The following is a 14,555-nucleotide window of genomic DNA, read 5'->3' as shown; positions in this document are numbered from 1 at the left end:
ATTGAGCTAACATGTATTGGTATAACAACTTGAGAGGGTGGGGCAATGGAACAAACCTGGCGTTGGTACGGGCCGAACGATCCGGTTTCTCTTGATGATGTGCGTCAGGCTGGCGCAACGGGTGTGGTCACAGCGCTGCATCATATTCCGAACGGTCAGGTGTGGCCGGTTGCGGAAATTCAAAAGCGTCAGGCACAGCTGGCTGAGAAGGGGTTAACCTGGTCTGTCGTGGAAAGTATTCCGGTTCACGAAGACATTAAAACCCATTCCGGCGAGTGTGAAACCTGGATTGCGAATTATCAGCAGAGCATTCGTAACCTGGCGGCCTGCGGTATTGATACCGTCTGCTATAACTTTATGCCGATTCTGGACTGGACGCGTACCGACCTGGAATATGAAATGGCCGATGGTTCGAAAGCGCTGCGCTTCGATCAAATCGCGTTTGCGGCTTTCGAGCTGCACATTCTGAAGCGTCCAGGCGCGGAAGCCGACTATACCGCCGAAGAGCAGCAGCAGGCGCTGGCGTGGTTTAAAGCCGCCAGTGAAGCGGACGTAGACAAACTGGTCCGCAATATCATCGCGGGCCTGCCGGGGGCGGAAGAAGGATACACCCTCGATCAGTTCCGCGCGCGCCTGGCGGAATACGGCGATATCGATAAAAACCAGCTGCGTGAAAACATGGCGCATTTCCTGCGCGCTATCGTGCCGGTGGCCGAAGAAGCGGGCGTGCGCCTGGCGGTCCATCCGGACGATCCTCCGCGTCCTATCCTTGGCCTGCCGCGTATCGTGTCGACAATCGACGATATGCAGTGGCTGAAGGAGACGGTGGATAGCATCTACAACGGCTTTACCATGTGTACGGGCTCCTATGGCGTGCGTGCGGATAACGATCTGGTGCGGATGATCGAAACCTTCGGCGATCGCATTCACTTTACCCACCTGCGCGCAACCTGCCGGGAAGAGAACCCGAAAACCTTCCACGAAGCCGCGCATCTTGGCGGTGACGTGAATATGGTTGCGGTGGTAGATGCCATTCTGGCTGAAGAAGTACGGCGTAAACAGGCGGGCGATGTGCGTCCTATCCCGTTCCGTCCGGATCACGGGCACCAGATGCTGGACGATCTGCGCAAGAAAACGAATCCGGGCTATTCGGCGATTGGTCGTCTGAAGGGCATGGCGGAAGTGCGCGGTATTGAGCTGGCGCTGAAAATGACCAAATATCCTGAGCTTCTGTAGATGGTATTGCCCGGTGGCGCTTCGCTTACCGGGCCTACGAAAAACCGGCTCTGAAGCCGGTTTTTGTGTATTTGTAGGCCGGGTAAGGCGAAGCCGCCACCCGGCAAACGCCACTATCAGTCAGCGCGACCCATATAGCGTTTTTCTTCGATATGGATGCGGATCTTCTCGCCCGCTGACAGGTATTCAGGCACCTGTACGACCAGACCGGTCGTCAGGGTAGCCGGTTTGTTACGCGCGCTTGCAGACGCGCCTTTGATGCCCGGCGCCGTTTCCACTATTTCCAGATCAACGGTCTGCGGCAGCTCCAGCGCCAGCAGCACGCCATCCCAGGTCAGCACCTGCATGTCCGGCATTCCACCTTCAGGAATAAACAGCAGCTCTTCTTCGATCTGGTCTTTGGTGAAAATATACGGGGTGTAATCTTCTTTATCCATGAACACGTATTCGTTACCGTCGACATACGAGAAATCAACGTAGCGGCGGGTCAGGGTCACGGTATCCACGATATCGTCACCTTTGAAACGTTCTTCCACTTTCAGGCCGGTACGGACGTCGGCGAAACGCATTTTGTACAGCGTTGCTGCGCCACGGGCGCTTGGTGCCTGAATGTCGATATCTTTCACAATCAGCAGTTTGCCGTTGTAATTCAGTACCATACCTTTCTTAATTTCGTTCGCTCTTGGCATTGCAGTAATCCTGTATACGGGAGGTAAAAAATATCGCGCCAAATTACTCGCGCGCGGCCTTTCAGGCAAGCGGAATTCGTGGCTTTTGCTATCAATACATAAAAGGTGTTACTGTGCGCGCAATGCCCGACCACGCGGGCATTTGCCACCCACAGAGAGCATGTATGGATTGTCGTTCCGATTGTGGCGCGTGCTGTACCGCACCGTCCATCTCAAGTCCCATTCCAGGCATGCCGGACGGCAAGCCTGCCAATACCCGCTGCGTTCAGCTCTCGGAATCCAACCTGTGCATGATCTTTGGCTCGCCGTTACGCCCGAAAGTGTGCTCCGGGCTACAGCCAACCGCCGAAATGTGCGGCAGTACGCGCCAGCAGGCCATTACTTATCTGCTTGAGCTGGAAGCGCTCACCGCGCCCTAAACGTCTTTTATGCGCGTCAGGCAGCTCAGCGTCAGGACGCACATCACCAGCGCAATCCAGAACACCGTGTGATAGTTCCAGATTTCAGCCACCACGCCCGCCAGCGAGCCTGCAATAATCCAGCCCACGCGGGTGGTATTCGTATAAAGGGTGGTGGCAGAGCCCGCCTGACCCGGCATCAGATCCTGGAAATAGAGCATGCCAATACCGGCCAGAATGCCGATGTAAATGGCGTTCAGCAGCTGTAAAGCAAGAAGCAGCGCTGGCGTATGGACCGTCAGCATACCGATATAAAACAGCAGCCCGGCAGCGGCGGCGATGCGCATCAAAAAGCGCTTGCCGAAGCGCTTCGCGTAATAGCCCGCAATCAGCATGGTTGGGATTTCAAGCCCCGCGGCGGTTCCCATCATGATCCCGGCCAGCTTCTCCGGCAGATGCAGCTCATCAATAATAAACAGCGGCATATTAATGATATAGAGGCTGTTCGTTCCCCACATCAGGGTACAGATAATGAATAACAGCAGCGCATCGCGCCGGTTACGTCGCGGTGCCTCCAGCGTGCCGGTCGCCACTTTCGGCTCTTTACGCATGGAGGGCAGGAAGAACCAGACCATCGCGCCGCACACCACGAAGGCCACGGCTGCGCTCAGGTACATCACCGTAAAGCCAAAACCCATCGCCAGCGCGTAGGCGAGCGGGGGACCAATTACCCAGGCCAGCGACACCTGAGCACGCAGTATGGAGCTGAACATCACCGCTTCCCGCCCGGTGCGGTCCGCGTGCTCGCGGGCAAGGGCGAACATCTGCGGGTTGGCGGTAGAGCCGAAGCTGCTCAGGAAGACGCCCACAAACAGCAGAATGAAGTAGTTACGGTTCCAGGCAAACAGCAGGCAGGCAAACACCCCGAGCAGGCAGCAAAAAACGATCAGGCTTTTGCGATCGCCTTTTCGGTCTGAACGACCAGCAAGAAACTGGCTGACGAAAATGCCAATGATGGCGCTCCCGGTAAAGAAGAAGCCGACCATCGCCGGACGGGCGTGAACTTCGTTGGTCAGAAACAGGCTCAGCGTAGGCGTTTGTAACGCACCGGCAATACCGGTGAGGAAAGCAACAATCAAAAACGCCGTTGACGTCAAATCAAAGGGCTTTGGTGAGGCGGCAGCGGGGGTGTTATGCATGTTCAGTCTTTGCGAGTAACAGAGAGAGGCGGAGTTTACGCCGCCCGTCATTAAATAAACAGAGGGTAAAGTCAAGATTGCTACAAAAAATCAAAATGGCATTTCACTTTCGCGCCGCCTCGCTGAAGCGTGCTGAACCTGTTTGCTGAACATCAGCAAAATCCCCTGGGCTGAAGAAGAAATGTGCTGCACTTCTAAATTCTGCAACAAGAAATGTAACTTTTCTTGCAACCTGTTGTAGAAAAGACAAGACTTCTTGAAACGTTTCAGCGCTATCTTGCACGTCGAGATGAAGCAGTTTAGCGCTTATTTTCTCAGTTAAGCTGAAACGATTCAATTTCAGCAGGAGAGGAGAATCATGTTCCAGTTATCTGTTCAGGATATCCACCCGGGCGAACAGGCCGGGAATAAAGAAGAGGCTATTCGCCAGGTTGCTGCTGCGCTCGTGCAGGCAGGCAACGTGGCTGACGGCTACGTCAACGGCATGCTGGCGCGCGAGCAGCAGACGTCCACGTTCCTCGGTAACGGTATTGCTATCCCACACGGCACCACCGACACCCGCGATCAGGTGCTGAAAACCGGCGTGCAGGTCTTCCAGTTCCCGCAGGGCGTACTGTGGGGCGAGGGTCAGGTGGCTTACGTGGCGATCGGCATCGCGGCCAGCGGTGATGAACACCTGGGCCTGCTGCGTCAGCTGACGCACGTGCTGAGCGATGATGCCGTGGCAGAACAGCTTAAATCTGCGACTACGGCTGAAGAGCTGCGTGCTTTGCTGATGGGCGAAAAACAGAGCGAAGCGCTGAAGCTGGACAATGAAACCCTGACGCTGGACGTCGTGGCGTCCGATCTGGTGACGCTCCAGGCGCTGAACGCGGCTCGTCTGAAAGAGGTGGGGGCGGCGGATACCGCTTTTGTGACGCGCACCATCAATGATAAGCCTTTAAACCTGGGGCAGGGCATCTGGCTGAACGACAGTGCTGAAGGCAACCTGCGTAGCGCTATCGCCGTCAGCCGGGCGGCTGTTGCTTTTGAGACAGACGGCGAGCGCGCCGCGATGCTGGTGACCGTCGCCATGGCTGACGACCAGCCGGTTGCCGTGCTGAAGCGTCTGAGCGATCTGCTGCTGAACAATAAAGCTGAAAAACTGCTGAACGCCGACGCGGCGACGGTGCTGGCCCTGTTGACCAGCGACGATGCGCTGACGGACGACCTGCTGAGCGCAGAGTACGTGGTGCGTAACGAACATGGCCTGCATGCCCGTCCGGGCACCATGCTGGTGAATACCATCAAACAATTTGAAAGTGAGATCACCGTGACCAATCTGGACGGTTCGGGTAAACCTGCCAACGGGCGCAGCCTGATGAAAGTTGTCGCGCTGGGCGTGAAGAAAGGCCATCGTCTGCGTTTCACCGCGCAGGGTGCAGATGCTGAACAGGCGCTGAAGGCGATTGGCGATGCCATCGCGGCTGGTCTGGGGGAGGGCGCATAATGAGCAGACGTGTTGCAACCATTACGCTGAACCCGGCTTACGATCTGGTGGGCTTCTGCCCGGAAATTGAGCGTGGCGAAGTCAACCTGGTTCGGACTACCGGCCTGCATGCCGCAGGGAAAGGTATTAACGTGGCGAAAGTGCTGAAAGATCTCGGCATCGACGTCACCGTTGGCGGCTTCCTCGGCAAAGATAACCAGGACGGCTTTCAGCAGCTGTTCAGCGAGCTGGGCATCGCCAACCGTTTTCAGGTTGTGCAGGGCCGTACCCGCATCAACGTTAAGCTGACCGAGAAAGACGGGGAAGTGACCGATCTGAACTTCTCCGGCTTCGAAGTGACGCCGGCTGACTGGGAGCGCTTCGTTGCCGATTCCCTGAGCTGGCTGGGCCAGTTTGACATGGTGTGCGTCAGCGGCAGCCTGCCGTCGGGCGTCAGCCCGGAAGCGTTCACCGACTGGATGACGCGCCTGCGCAGCCAGTGCCCGTGCATTATTTTCGACAGCAGCCGCGACGCGCTGGTCGCCGGTCTGAAAGCCTCTCCGTGGCTGGTTAAGCCTAACCGCCGTGAACTGGAGATCTGGGCGGGCCGTAAGCTGCCAGAATTAAAAGATGTGATTGAAGCTGCCCATGCGCTGCGCGAGCAGGGTATTGCTCACGTGGTGATTTCGCTTGGCGCAGAAGGTGCCCTGTGGGTGAACGCCTCCGGGGAGTGGATTGCCAAACCGCCGTCAATGGAAGTGGTCAGCACCGTGGGTGCCGGGGATTCAATGGTTGGCGGCCTGATCTATGGCCTGCTGATGCGCGAATCCAGCGAACACACCTTACGTCTTGCTACCGCCGTGGCGGCCCTGGCCGTGAGCCAGAGCAATGTCGGCATTACCGATCGTACCCAGTTAGCCGCGATGATGGCGCGCGTTGACTTAAAACCTTTTAACTAACAGCAGGAGAGGAATAATGAAAACGCTGCTGATCATTGACTCCGGTCTCGGACAGGCTCGCGCCTACATGGCGAAGACCCTGCTGGGCGCGGCGGCACAAAAAGCGCACCTGGATATCATTGATAACCCGGGTGATGCCGAAATGGCGATTGTTCTGGGTGACAAAATCCCCGCTGACAGCGCCCTGAACGGCAAAAAGGTGTGGCTGGGCGATATTAATCGCGCGGTGGCTCACCCTGAACTGTTTCTGAGCGAAGCAAAAGGCCATGCGACGGTTTACAGCGCCCCCGTTGAGGCGGCGCCGGTTGCGGCCACTGGCCCGAAACGCATTGTCGCGGTAACGGCGTGCCCGACAGGCGTGGCTCATACCTTTATGGCGGCTGAAGCCATTGAAACCGAAGCGAAAAAACGCGGCTGGTGGGTGAAGGTTGAAACCCGCGGCTCTGTGGGCGCAGGCAATGCCATCACGCCGGAAGAGGTGGCAGAAGCCGATCTGGTGATTGTGGCGGCCGATATCGAAGTGGATCTGGCGAAGTTTGCCGGTAAGCCGATGTACCGCACTTCTACCGGCCTGGCGCTGAAGAAAACCGCGCAGGAGTTTGATAAAGCGCTGGCGGAAGCCAAACCTTATCAGGCAACCGGTGCGGTGAAAACGCCAGCCGAAGGCAAGAAAGAGTCTGCCGGTGCCTATCGTCACCTGTTAACGGGCGTGTCCTACATGCTGCCGATGGTGGTGGCGGGGGGGCTGTGCATTGCGCTCTCCTTCGCTTTTGGTATCGAGGCGTTTAAAGAGCCGGGCACGCTGGCGGCGGCGTTGATGCAGATTGGCGGCGGCTCCGCGTTCGCGCTGATGGTGCCGGTGCTGGCGGGCTTTATCGCTTTCTCCATTGCTGACCGTCCGGGCCTGACCCCGGGTCTTATCGGCGGTATGCTGGCCGTGAGCACCGGTTCTGGCTTTATCGGCGGTATCATTGCCGGTTTCCTTGCGGGTTACGTGGCGAAGCTGATCAGCTCGAAGCTGAAGCTGCCGCAGAGTATGGAAGCGCTGAAACCTATCCTGATTATTCCGCTGATCTCAAGCCTGGTAGTGGGCCTGGCGATGATCTACCTGATTGGTAAACCGGTCGCGGGCATTCTGGAAGGCTTGACCCACTGGCTGCAAACCATGGGAACGGCGAACGCGGTTCTGCTGGGCGCTATCCTCGGCGGTATGATGTGTACCGACATGGGTGGTCCGGTTAACAAAGCGGCATATGCCTTTGGCGTTGGCCTGCTGAGTACCCAGACCTACGCGCCGATGGCGGCGATCATGGCGGCAGGTATGGTGCCACCGCTGGCGCTCGGCCTGGCGACACTCATTGCCCGTCGTAAGTTCGATAAAGCGCAGCAGGAAGGCGGCAAAGCGGCGCTGGTGCTGGGCCTGTGCTTCATCACCGAAGGCGCAATCCCGTTTGCGGCGCGCGATCCAATGCGCGTTCTGCCCTGCTGTATCGTGGGCGGCGCGGTCACTGGCGCTATCTCCATGGCGGTTGGCGCGAAGCTGATGGCACCGCACGGCGGTCTGTTCGTCCTGCTGATCCCTGGCGCGATTACTCCGGTGCTGGGTTATCTGCTGGCGATTGTTGCCGGTACGCTGGTGGCGGGTCTGTCTTACGCGGTGCTGAAGCGTCCGGAAGCGGAAGCGGTAGCAAAAGCAGCCTGAATGAGGTGTCGGGTGGCGGCTTCGCCTTACCCGACCTACAAAAAAGCCGGGTCGCGTTAAGCGCCCGGCTTTTTTTATGCCGCCTGTTCAGCGGTTTGCTGGGCCTTCAGCCAGGCAATCTCTTCCGCCCAGATATCCGGATTAATGGTTTCCAGCACCATCGGAATGCCGTCGAAGCGGGCGTCCTGCATGATGAAGCGGAACGCATCGTGGCCGATATTGCCTTCGCCCAGGCTGTGGTGACGGTCAACGCGGCTGCCGAACCCGCTTTTCGCATCGTTTAAGTGCATACCGCGAAGATATTTGAAGCCAACAACGCGCTCGAACTCCTCGAAGGTAGTTTTCGTGGCCTCGGTGGTGCGCAGGTCATACCCGGCGGCAAACGCGTGGCAGGTATCAATGCACACGCCCACGCGGGATTTATCCTCCACGCCGTCGATGATCGCCGCCAGATGCTCAAACTTAAAGCCGAGGTTGCTGCCCTGACCGGCGGTATTCTCGATCACCGCCGTCACGCCCTGGGTTTTATCCAGCGTCATGTTGATCGACTCGGCAATGCGCTCCAGACAGGCGTCTTCGTCAATCTGCATCAGATGGCTACCGGGATGGAAATTCAGCAGCGTCAGCCCGAGCTGTTCGCAGCGCTGAACCTCATCAAGGAACGCCTCGCGGGATTTATCCAGCGCTTCCTGCACCGGATGCCCGAGGTTAATCAGATAGCTGTCGTGGGGAAGGATTTGGCCCGGCCCGTAATGGTATTTTTCACAGGCGGCTTTGAAATCGTCAATTACCTCGGTGGTGAGGGGCGCTGCGCGCCACTGGCGCTGATTTTTGGTGAACAGGGCGAAAGCGGTCGCCTTGATTTCAGCGGCGCGAATGGCGGCATTCGCAAGGCCACCGGCAGCGCTAACGTGCGCTCCAACATATTTCATGAAAAGACTCCTGTTAACCCGAAACGCCTATGATAACGGGTTAACAGGAGAAGGACGAGATGGTTTATGCCATCAGGCTGTGCACGGCAAGGTTAATCGCGCCGCCGCCCACAATCAGCCAGATGAAGAGCACCAGCGCCATCAACAGCGGTTTCGCACCGGCTTTTTTCAGCGCGCTGACGTGAGTGGTCACCCCCAGCGCCGCCATCGCCATCGCCAGCAGCACCGTATCGAGCGTCACCAGCATCTCCACCACCGCGTTTGGCAGCAGGTGGAAGGAGTTGAAGATAGCGACCACGATGAACAGGATCGCAAACCAGGGGATGGTGATTTTGCTTTTCTCGCTGCCGCCTGCCGGAGCCAGCTGCTTAACCCGCGCTGCGAGGAAAATCAGGAACGGGGCCAGCATCATCACGCGCAGCATTTTGGCGATGACCGCCGCGTTTTCCGCTTCCGGATTGATGGCGTGACCTGCCGCCACCACCTGCGCCACTTCGTGCATGGTTGAGCCAATATAGATGCCGTAGGTTTCCGGGCTAAACCAGTGCGCCACCAGCGGGTACATGGCCGGATACAGGAAGATCGCCAGCGTACCGAAGATGACCACCGTTGCAACGGCGACCGTCACTTTACTGGCTTCGGCCTTAACGACTGGCTCCGTCGCCAGCACCGCGGCGGCGCCGCAGATGCTGCTGCCCGCGCCGATCAGCCAGCTGGTCTGTTTGTCCAGCCCAAAGATCTTCTGGCCGATGAAGCACGCCAGTAAAAAGGTGCTGGTAAGGGTCAGGACGTCAATGGCAATCCCGCTGACGCCCACGTCCGCAATCTGCGAAAAGGTGAGACGGAAGCCGTAAAGGATAATCCCTAGACGTAATAGATGCTGCTTGGCGAAAATCACGCCGCCGTCGCAGGATTTCCAGAGGTGCGGATAAACGGTATTCCCCACCACCATGCCGAGCAGAATGGCCAGCGTTAAGGCGCTGAACCCTGCGCTGGCAACCGCCGGTATACTGCCGCCCCATAAGGCAACCCCGGTAACTACGGCGCTGAGCGCGAGACCCGGCACGAAGTGCCACACTGTACGATGATGTTGTAAGGTGATTTCTGACATAACCTTCTCCTTTGTCTGGCTAAAGGTTACGGCGCTCTGGCTTAAAAATAAAATTGATTATATATTTATAATCAATCTTTATAAGTGGTAAGCAACCATGCACATTACATTGCGTCAGCTGGAAGTTTTTGCCGAAGTGCTTAAAAGCGGCTCGACGACCCAGGCGTCACAAATGCTGGCGCTCTCGCAGTCCGCCGTCAGTGCGGCCTTGACCGATCTGGAAGGGCAGCTGGGCGTCCAGCTTTTCGACAGAGTAGGGAAGCGGCTGGTGGTGAACGAACATGGCCGACTGCTGTACCCGCGCGCGCTGGCGCTGCTGGAGCAGGCGACGGAGATCGAGCAGCTGTTCCGCGAGGACAACGGCGCTATTCGCGTTTTTGCCAGCAGCACGATCGGTAACTACATCCTGCCGGAAGTGATCGCCCGCTACCGCCGTGATTTTCCGACCCTGCCGCTGGAGATGAGCGTCGGCAACAGCCAGGACGTCATTAACGCGGTCATTGATTTCCGCGTGGATATCGGGCTTATCGAAGGGCCCTGCCACAACGTGGATATCATTGCGGAACCCTGGCTGGAGGATGAGCTGGTGGTATTCGCTTCCCCGGCCTCTTCTCTGTTACAGGGCGAGGTCACACTGGAACGGCTGGCGCAGGCCCAGTGGATCCTGCGCGAGCAGGGCTCCGGTACGCGTGAAATCGTCGATTATCTGCTGTTGTCCCATCTGCCGCAGTTCCAGCTGGGGATGGAGTTAGGTAACTCGGAGGCCATCAAGCACGCCGTGCGTCATGGTCTGGGCATCAGCTGTCTCTCCCGTCGGGTGATTGCCGAACAGCTGGAAACCGGCTCGCTGGTTGAGATCCCCGTTCCGCTGCCGAAGCTGGTGCGTACGCTGTGGTGCATCCATCATCGTCAGAAACACCTTTCCAGTTCGCTCCAGCGTTTTCTGCGCTACTGTGCCATTTAACATTTCCCGGTGGCGCTTCGCTTACCGGGGCTATGTGCGCGTACCACCCCACATTTTTATGCTTTACTTATAATCCTGGCCGAGTCATGAAGCTCTCTTATAACTGAGCATTTCTGCCGGAAGGAACGCGGATCGTCTGCTACAATCGCGCCTCATTTATTGAATGGACAGCATTTTCACATGGTTTCAGAAACTAAAACCACAGAAGCGCCCGCGCTACGTCGCGAACTCAAGGCGCGTCACCTGACGATGATCGCCATTGGCGGATCCATCGGTACAGGTCTTTTCGTTGCCTCTGGCGCAACGATTTCGGCAGCCGGCCCGGGTGGGGCACTATTCTCTTATATCCTGATTGGCCTGATGGTCTACTTCCTGATGACCAGCCTGGGCGAACTGGCGGCCTACATGCCGGTATCGGGGTCGTTTTCGACCTACGGACAAAAATACGTTGAGGAAGGCTTCGGCTTCGCGCTGGGCTGGAACTACTGGTACAACTGGGCGGTGACTATCGCCGTGGACCTCGTCGCGGCACAGCTGGTGATGACCTGGTGGTTCCCGGACACGCCTGGCTGGATCTGGAGCGCGCTGTTCCTGGCCGTTATCTTCCTGCTGAACTACATTTCCGTGCGCGGCTTTGGCGAAGCGGAATACTGGTTCTCTTTGATTAAAGTGGCAACCGTCATCATCTTTATCGTCGTCGGTGTGGCGATGATCGTTGGTATTTTCAAAGGGGCTGAACCAGCGGGCTGGAGTAACTGGACCATCGGCGACGCGCCGTTTGCCGGGGGCTTCTCGGCGATGATTGGCGTAGCGATGATTGTCGGCTTCTCTTTCCAGGGCACGGAGCTGATTGGTATCGCGGCCGGTGAATCCGAAAATCCGGAGAAGACCATTCCGCGCGCGGTTCGTCAGGTGTTCTGGCGTATTCTGCTGTTCTACGTGTTCGCCATCCTGATTATCAGCCTGATCATTCCGTATACCGATCCAAGCCTGCTGCGTAACGATGTTAAAGACATCAGCGTCAGCCCGTTCACCCTGGTCTTCCAGCACGCGGGTCTGCTCTCAGCGGCTGCGGTGATGAACGCGGTGATCCTGACGGCGGTACTGTCTGCGGGTAACTCCGGCATGTACGCCTCCACCCGTATGCTATATACCCTGGCCTGCGACGGCAAAGCGCCGCGTATCTTCTCGAAACTGTCTCGCGGTGGCGTGCCGCGCAACGCGCTGTATGCGACCACGGTGATTGCGGGTCTGTGTTTCCTGACCTCCATGTTCGGCAACCAGACGGTGTACCTGTGGCTGCTTAACACCTCCGGTATGACGGGCTTCATCGCCTGGCTGGGCATTGCCATCAGCCACTACCGTTTCCGTCGTGGCTACGTCATGCAGGGTCATGATCTGAATAACCTGCCGTACCGTTCAGGGTTCTTCCCGCTGGGGCCGATTTTCGCCTTCGTTCTGTGCCTGATTATTACTCTGGGTCAGAACTATGAGGCCTTCCTTGCGGACACCATTGACTGGGGCGCCGTTACGGCCACCTACATTGGTATCCCGCTGTTCCTGCTCATCTGGTTTGGCTACAAGCTGACGAAAGGAACACGCTTCGTTCGCTACAGTGAAATGGATTTCCCTGAACGATTTAAGCAATAACCGCACTTCCTCTCTTTAAGCCCGCTCAACCGAGCGGGCTTTTTTATGGGCAGATCAGAAGCTGTAGGTCATGCCAACCGTATAGCGACGCCCGTCCAGCACGGTGTCATACGTGTCGTAGTCAATCTGCTTATCCAGCACGTTATACACACCGGCGGTAACCAGCAGGTTTTTGTTCGCGTTGTAGCGCAGACCAACATCAACCTGAGTGTAGGACGGTGTGCCCTGTGACATTGACGTGCGGCTCAGGTACTCAGACGTTTTACCGCGAAGGTTCAGACGGCTCCAGAAACCGACGTCGGGCGTCGCCTGCCAGTCCAGGGTGGTGTTGAACATGTGCTTCGGCATCTTGTTCAGCGGCTTGCCTGAGAACTGACCGCTCTTCTGCTCGGATTCGGTATAGGTATAGTTTGCGGTCCAGTTTACATCGCGCGAGATTTTCCAGCCGAAGGAGGACTCCACGCCGCGCATGTTGGCTTTATCCACGTTGACCCGGTCGCTCACGAAATCATAGCTGTGATCGCCAATCGTACAGGCGGGATCGGCGCTGCTGTTACAGCGGCGAACTTCCGTAATCTTGTCCTTGAAGTCGGTATTGAACAGCGTCACGCCGGCATTCAGGTTATCGTTGTTATCCCAGAGCAGGGCGAGCTCTTCGCTCAGGCTCTTCTCTGGTTTCAGATCCGGGTTGCCGACGATGATACCGTCAAGACGGCCGCCACCCGTTACCTGGCCCCAGCTGGCAGACGACTGACGCAGATCCGGCGCACGATAGCCAGCCGAAACCCCGCCTTTCAACGTCCAGTGATCGGCCAGGTGCCATACGCCGTAACCGCGCGGCGTCCAGTTCGTCCCGTAGTTTTGGTCTTTGTCCATACGCAGGCCGCCGGTCAACGTAAAGCTTTCCGTCATTGACCATTCATCTTCGGCAAACAGGGCCCAGCTCCAGCGCGTCAGTTTGTTCAGGCCGTCCGCCGCTTCCAGCTGATTGCCCTTGTCGCGCAGTTTCTCATACCGATACTGTCCGCCGAGGGTCAACGTATGATCGCCGAGGAAAATCTGGTTCTGGTTGTTGAAGGTGGTGTTATACGAGCGCATTTTGCGACCTGGATTATTGGTCTCTTCCTGCTGGATATAGCTGGTGGTATTGAAGTCGTCGTAATACCCACTGTGGGTTAAGGAGTAGGTCGTGTGCTCATAGCGCGAGTCGCTTTTGGTATTTGGCTTACAGGTTGTTCCCCGGCAGGTTTCAGCCGCTTTCGACATCCCTGGCGTGCTGTTTCTGTCCTGAAGCTCGCGAGCAAAATCAAGATCGAAATCGTTCTTCTCATCCGGGGTGAAGTTCAGGGTAATGCCACCGTTACGCATTTTCTGCTCGTTATACCCGTTCACGATTTTATCTTCGGCGCGGCGTGACAACAGCCCCGTCACTTTTGCGCCAAGCAGCCCGTCAATCAGGGGACCAGAAGCGTAGGCGTTGGTCTGGAAGATATCGCCGGAATCATGGTTTTCCTGGAAGGTTGCATCGCCGTGCAACGAACCGGTCCAGGCTTTAGTGTTTGAGACTTTTTTGGTAATGACGTTGATGACGCCACCCATCGCATCGGAGCCGTAAAGCGAGGACATTGGGCCGCGGATAACCTCAATGCGCTCAATGGACTCCAGCGGCGGCAGCCAGCCTTGTTCAATACCCGAGTTGTCGCTGTTTGGGCGGGTGCTTCGCGTACTGACGCGTTTGCCGTTCACGAGGAACAAGGTGTACTGAGATGCCATGCCGCGAATGCTGATATCACTGCTACTCCCGCCGCCGGTGACGACAACGCCCGGGACGTCTCTCAGGGCATCGGTAACATCACGGTAGGCTTTATCTTCAATCTGCTGTTTCGAAATAACAGAGATGGAGGCGGGGGCATTCTGGATCTTTTGTTCAAAACCCGTCGCGGTGACGACAACGGTGTCCTGATCGGCTGCGTGAACGAGAGGGGTGAATGTGGCAGCGCCAACGGCGACGGCCAGGAGCTTAATGCGGGGTATTGTCATTTGTACATTCCGTATAAAAATGAATAAAACTCCATCGGGATAACCCTGAGAACTGTATGTTTTTGTCTTTTAAGAACTCTTTAAGATGGAGAAGAGCCTGGAATTGTACAAAAGAATGTAGAATTGTAAACACAAATGATAATTGAAATCATTTGTGTTTGACGAGGATGAAAGGAAACCAGCCTGGATTCAAGCGGATAGAATTAT

Annotated in this window: 12 protein-coding genes; 7 read left to right on the top strand and 5 right to left on the bottom strand. The window is 56.9% G+C overall.

From position 1 onward, the window contains the following. Positions 1–45: 45 nt before the first annotated feature. Complete coding sequence (gene uxuA, locus IM267_RS10580) at positions 46–1,236, top strand: mannonate dehydratase (RefSeq protein ID WP_193033366.1); 1,191 nt, start codon at positions 46–48, stop codon at positions 1,234–1,236. Positions 1,237–1,352: 116 nt separating this feature from the next. Here the strand turns inward: uxuA and yeiP are convergent, their stop codons facing one another. Next, positions 1,353–1,925, bottom strand: a complete 573-nt coding sequence (gene yeiP / locus IM267_RS10575; protein ID WP_014884579.1) for an elongation factor P-like protein YeiP — start codon at positions 1,923–1,925, stop codon at positions 1,353–1,355. A 164-nt stretch (positions 1,926–2,089) separates the two neighbouring features. Between yeiP and IM267_RS10570 the strand changes: the two genes are divergently transcribed. Continuing rightward, positions 2,090–2,344, top strand: coding sequence for a YkgJ family cysteine cluster protein (locus IM267_RS10570; RefSeq protein ID WP_063450332.1), 255 nt, complete (start codon positions 2,090–2,092; stop codon positions 2,342–2,344). On the opposite strand, the gene setB is transcribed toward IM267_RS10570, so the two are convergent. Further along, positions 2,341–3,522: a sugar efflux transporter SetB gene (gene setB / locus IM267_RS10565; protein WP_193033365.1), complete on the bottom strand. Its 1,182-nt coding sequence runs from the start codon at positions 3,520–3,522 to the stop codon at positions 2,341–2,343. The two genes, IM267_RS10570 and setB, sit on opposite strands and share 4 nt — an antisense overlap. Before the next feature lie 358 nt (positions 3,523–3,880). Between setB and fruB the strand changes: the two genes are divergently transcribed. Genes fruB through fruA form a run of 3 tightly spaced genes read left to right on the top strand, consistent with a single transcriptional unit; the run spans position 3,881 to position 7,651 of the window. Then, a complete protein-coding gene (gene fruB / locus IM267_RS10560) occupies positions 3,881–5,011 on the top strand; it encodes a fused PTS fructose transporter subunit IIA/HPr protein (RefSeq protein ID WP_063868294.1) in 1,131 nt (376 codons plus the stop codon). Next, positions 5,011–5,949, top strand: coding sequence for a 1-phosphofructokinase (gene fruK / locus IM267_RS10555; RefSeq protein ID WP_063450329.1), 939 nt, complete (start codon positions 5,011–5,013; stop codon positions 5,947–5,949). The genes fruB and fruK overlap by 1 nt, the downstream gene beginning before the upstream one ends. Positions 5,950–5,965: 16 nt before the next feature. Continuing rightward, complete coding sequence (gene fruA, locus IM267_RS10550) at positions 5,966–7,651, top strand: PTS fructose transporter subunit IIBC (RefSeq protein ID WP_193033364.1); 1,686 nt, start codon at positions 5,966–5,968, stop codon at positions 7,649–7,651. 74 nt (positions 7,652–7,725) lie between these two features. On the opposite strand, the gene nfo is transcribed toward fruA, so the two are convergent. Next, a complete protein-coding gene (gene nfo, locus IM267_RS10545; protein ID WP_193033363.1) occupies positions 7,726–8,583 on the bottom strand; it encodes a deoxyribonuclease IV in 858 nt (285 codons plus the stop codon). 64 nt (positions 8,584–8,647) lie between these two features. Further along, on the bottom strand, positions 8,648–9,694 hold the full coding sequence (locus tag IM267_RS10540) for a YeiH family protein (RefSeq protein WP_193033362.1): 1,047 nt from the start codon (positions 9,692–9,694) through the stop codon (positions 8,648–8,650). A 97-nt stretch (positions 9,695–9,791) separates the two neighbouring features. Between IM267_RS10540 and yieE the strand changes: the two genes are divergently transcribed. After that, entirely contained in the window at positions 9,792–10,658 is an 867-nt protein-coding gene (yieE, locus tag IM267_RS10535; RefSeq protein ID WP_063943443.1) for a DNA-binding transcriptional regulator YeiE, read from the top strand. Between the two features lie 180 nt (positions 10,659–10,838). After that, positions 10,839–12,308 (top strand): amino acid permease, encoded by a 1,470-nt coding sequence (locus IM267_RS10530; RefSeq protein ID WP_063450324.1) that lies wholly within the window; start codon positions 10,839–10,841, stop codon positions 12,306–12,308. Positions 12,309–12,362: 54 nt separating this feature from the next. Here the strand turns inward: IM267_RS10530 and IM267_RS10525 are convergent, their stop codons facing one another. After that, positions 12,363–14,348 (bottom strand): ligand-gated channel protein, encoded by a 1,986-nt coding sequence (locus tag IM267_RS10525; RefSeq protein WP_047367964.1) that lies wholly within the window; start codon positions 14,346–14,348, stop codon positions 12,363–12,365. Between the last annotated feature and the right edge of the window lie 207 nt (positions 14,349–14,555).

Source organism: Enterobacter cloacae complex sp. P15RS, from assembly GCF_014895905.1.
Classification (GTDB): Bacteria; Pseudomonadota; Gammaproteobacteria; order Enterobacterales; family Enterobacteriaceae; genus Enterobacter; species Enterobacter quasihormaechei.
The sequence above is the reverse complement of the archived record's forward strand: the minus strand, read 5'-3'. Positions and strand labels throughout refer to the sequence as shown.

Excerpts from the sequence above, each read along its gene's own strand:
- uxuA (WP_193033366.1), top strand. The coding sequence starts at position 46 with ATGGAACAAACCTGGCGTTGGTACGGGCCGAACGATCCGGTTTCTCTT.
- yeiP (WP_014884579.1), bottom strand. The coding sequence starts at position 1,925 with ATGCCAAGAGCGAACGAAATTAAGAAAGGTATGGTACTGAATTACAAC.
- IM267_RS10570 (WP_063450332.1), top strand. The coding sequence starts at position 2,090 with ATGGATTGTCGTTCCGATTGTGGCGCGTGCTGTACCGCACCGTCCATC.
- setB (WP_193033365.1), bottom strand. The coding sequence starts at position 3,522 with ATGCATAACACCCCCGCTGCCGCCTCACCAAAGCCCTTTGATTTGACG.
- fruB (WP_063868294.1), top strand. The coding sequence starts at position 3,881 with ATGTTCCAGTTATCTGTTCAGGATATCCACCCGGGCGAACAGGCCGGG.
- fruK (WP_063450329.1), top strand. The coding sequence starts at position 5,011 with ATGAGCAGACGTGTTGCAACCATTACGCTGAACCCGGCTTACGATCTG.
- fruA (WP_193033364.1), top strand. The coding sequence starts at position 5,966 with ATGAAAACGCTGCTGATCATTGACTCCGGTCTCGGACAGGCTCGCGCC.
- nfo (WP_193033363.1), bottom strand. The coding sequence starts at position 8,583 with ATGAAATATGTTGGAGCGCACGTTAGCGCTGCCGGTGGCCTTGCGAAT.
- IM267_RS10540 (WP_193033362.1), bottom strand. The coding sequence starts at position 9,694 with ATGTCAGAAATCACCTTACAACATCATCGTACAGTGTGGCACTTCGTG.
- yieE (WP_063943443.1), top strand. The coding sequence starts at position 9,792 with ATGCACATTACATTGCGTCAGCTGGAAGTTTTTGCCGAAGTGCTTAAA.
- IM267_RS10530 (WP_063450324.1), top strand. The coding sequence starts at position 10,839 with ATGGTTTCAGAAACTAAAACCACAGAAGCGCCCGCGCTACGTCGCGAA.
- IM267_RS10525 (WP_047367964.1), bottom strand. The coding sequence starts at position 14,348 with ATGACAATACCCCGCATTAAGCTCCTGGCCGTCGCCGTTGGCGCTGCC.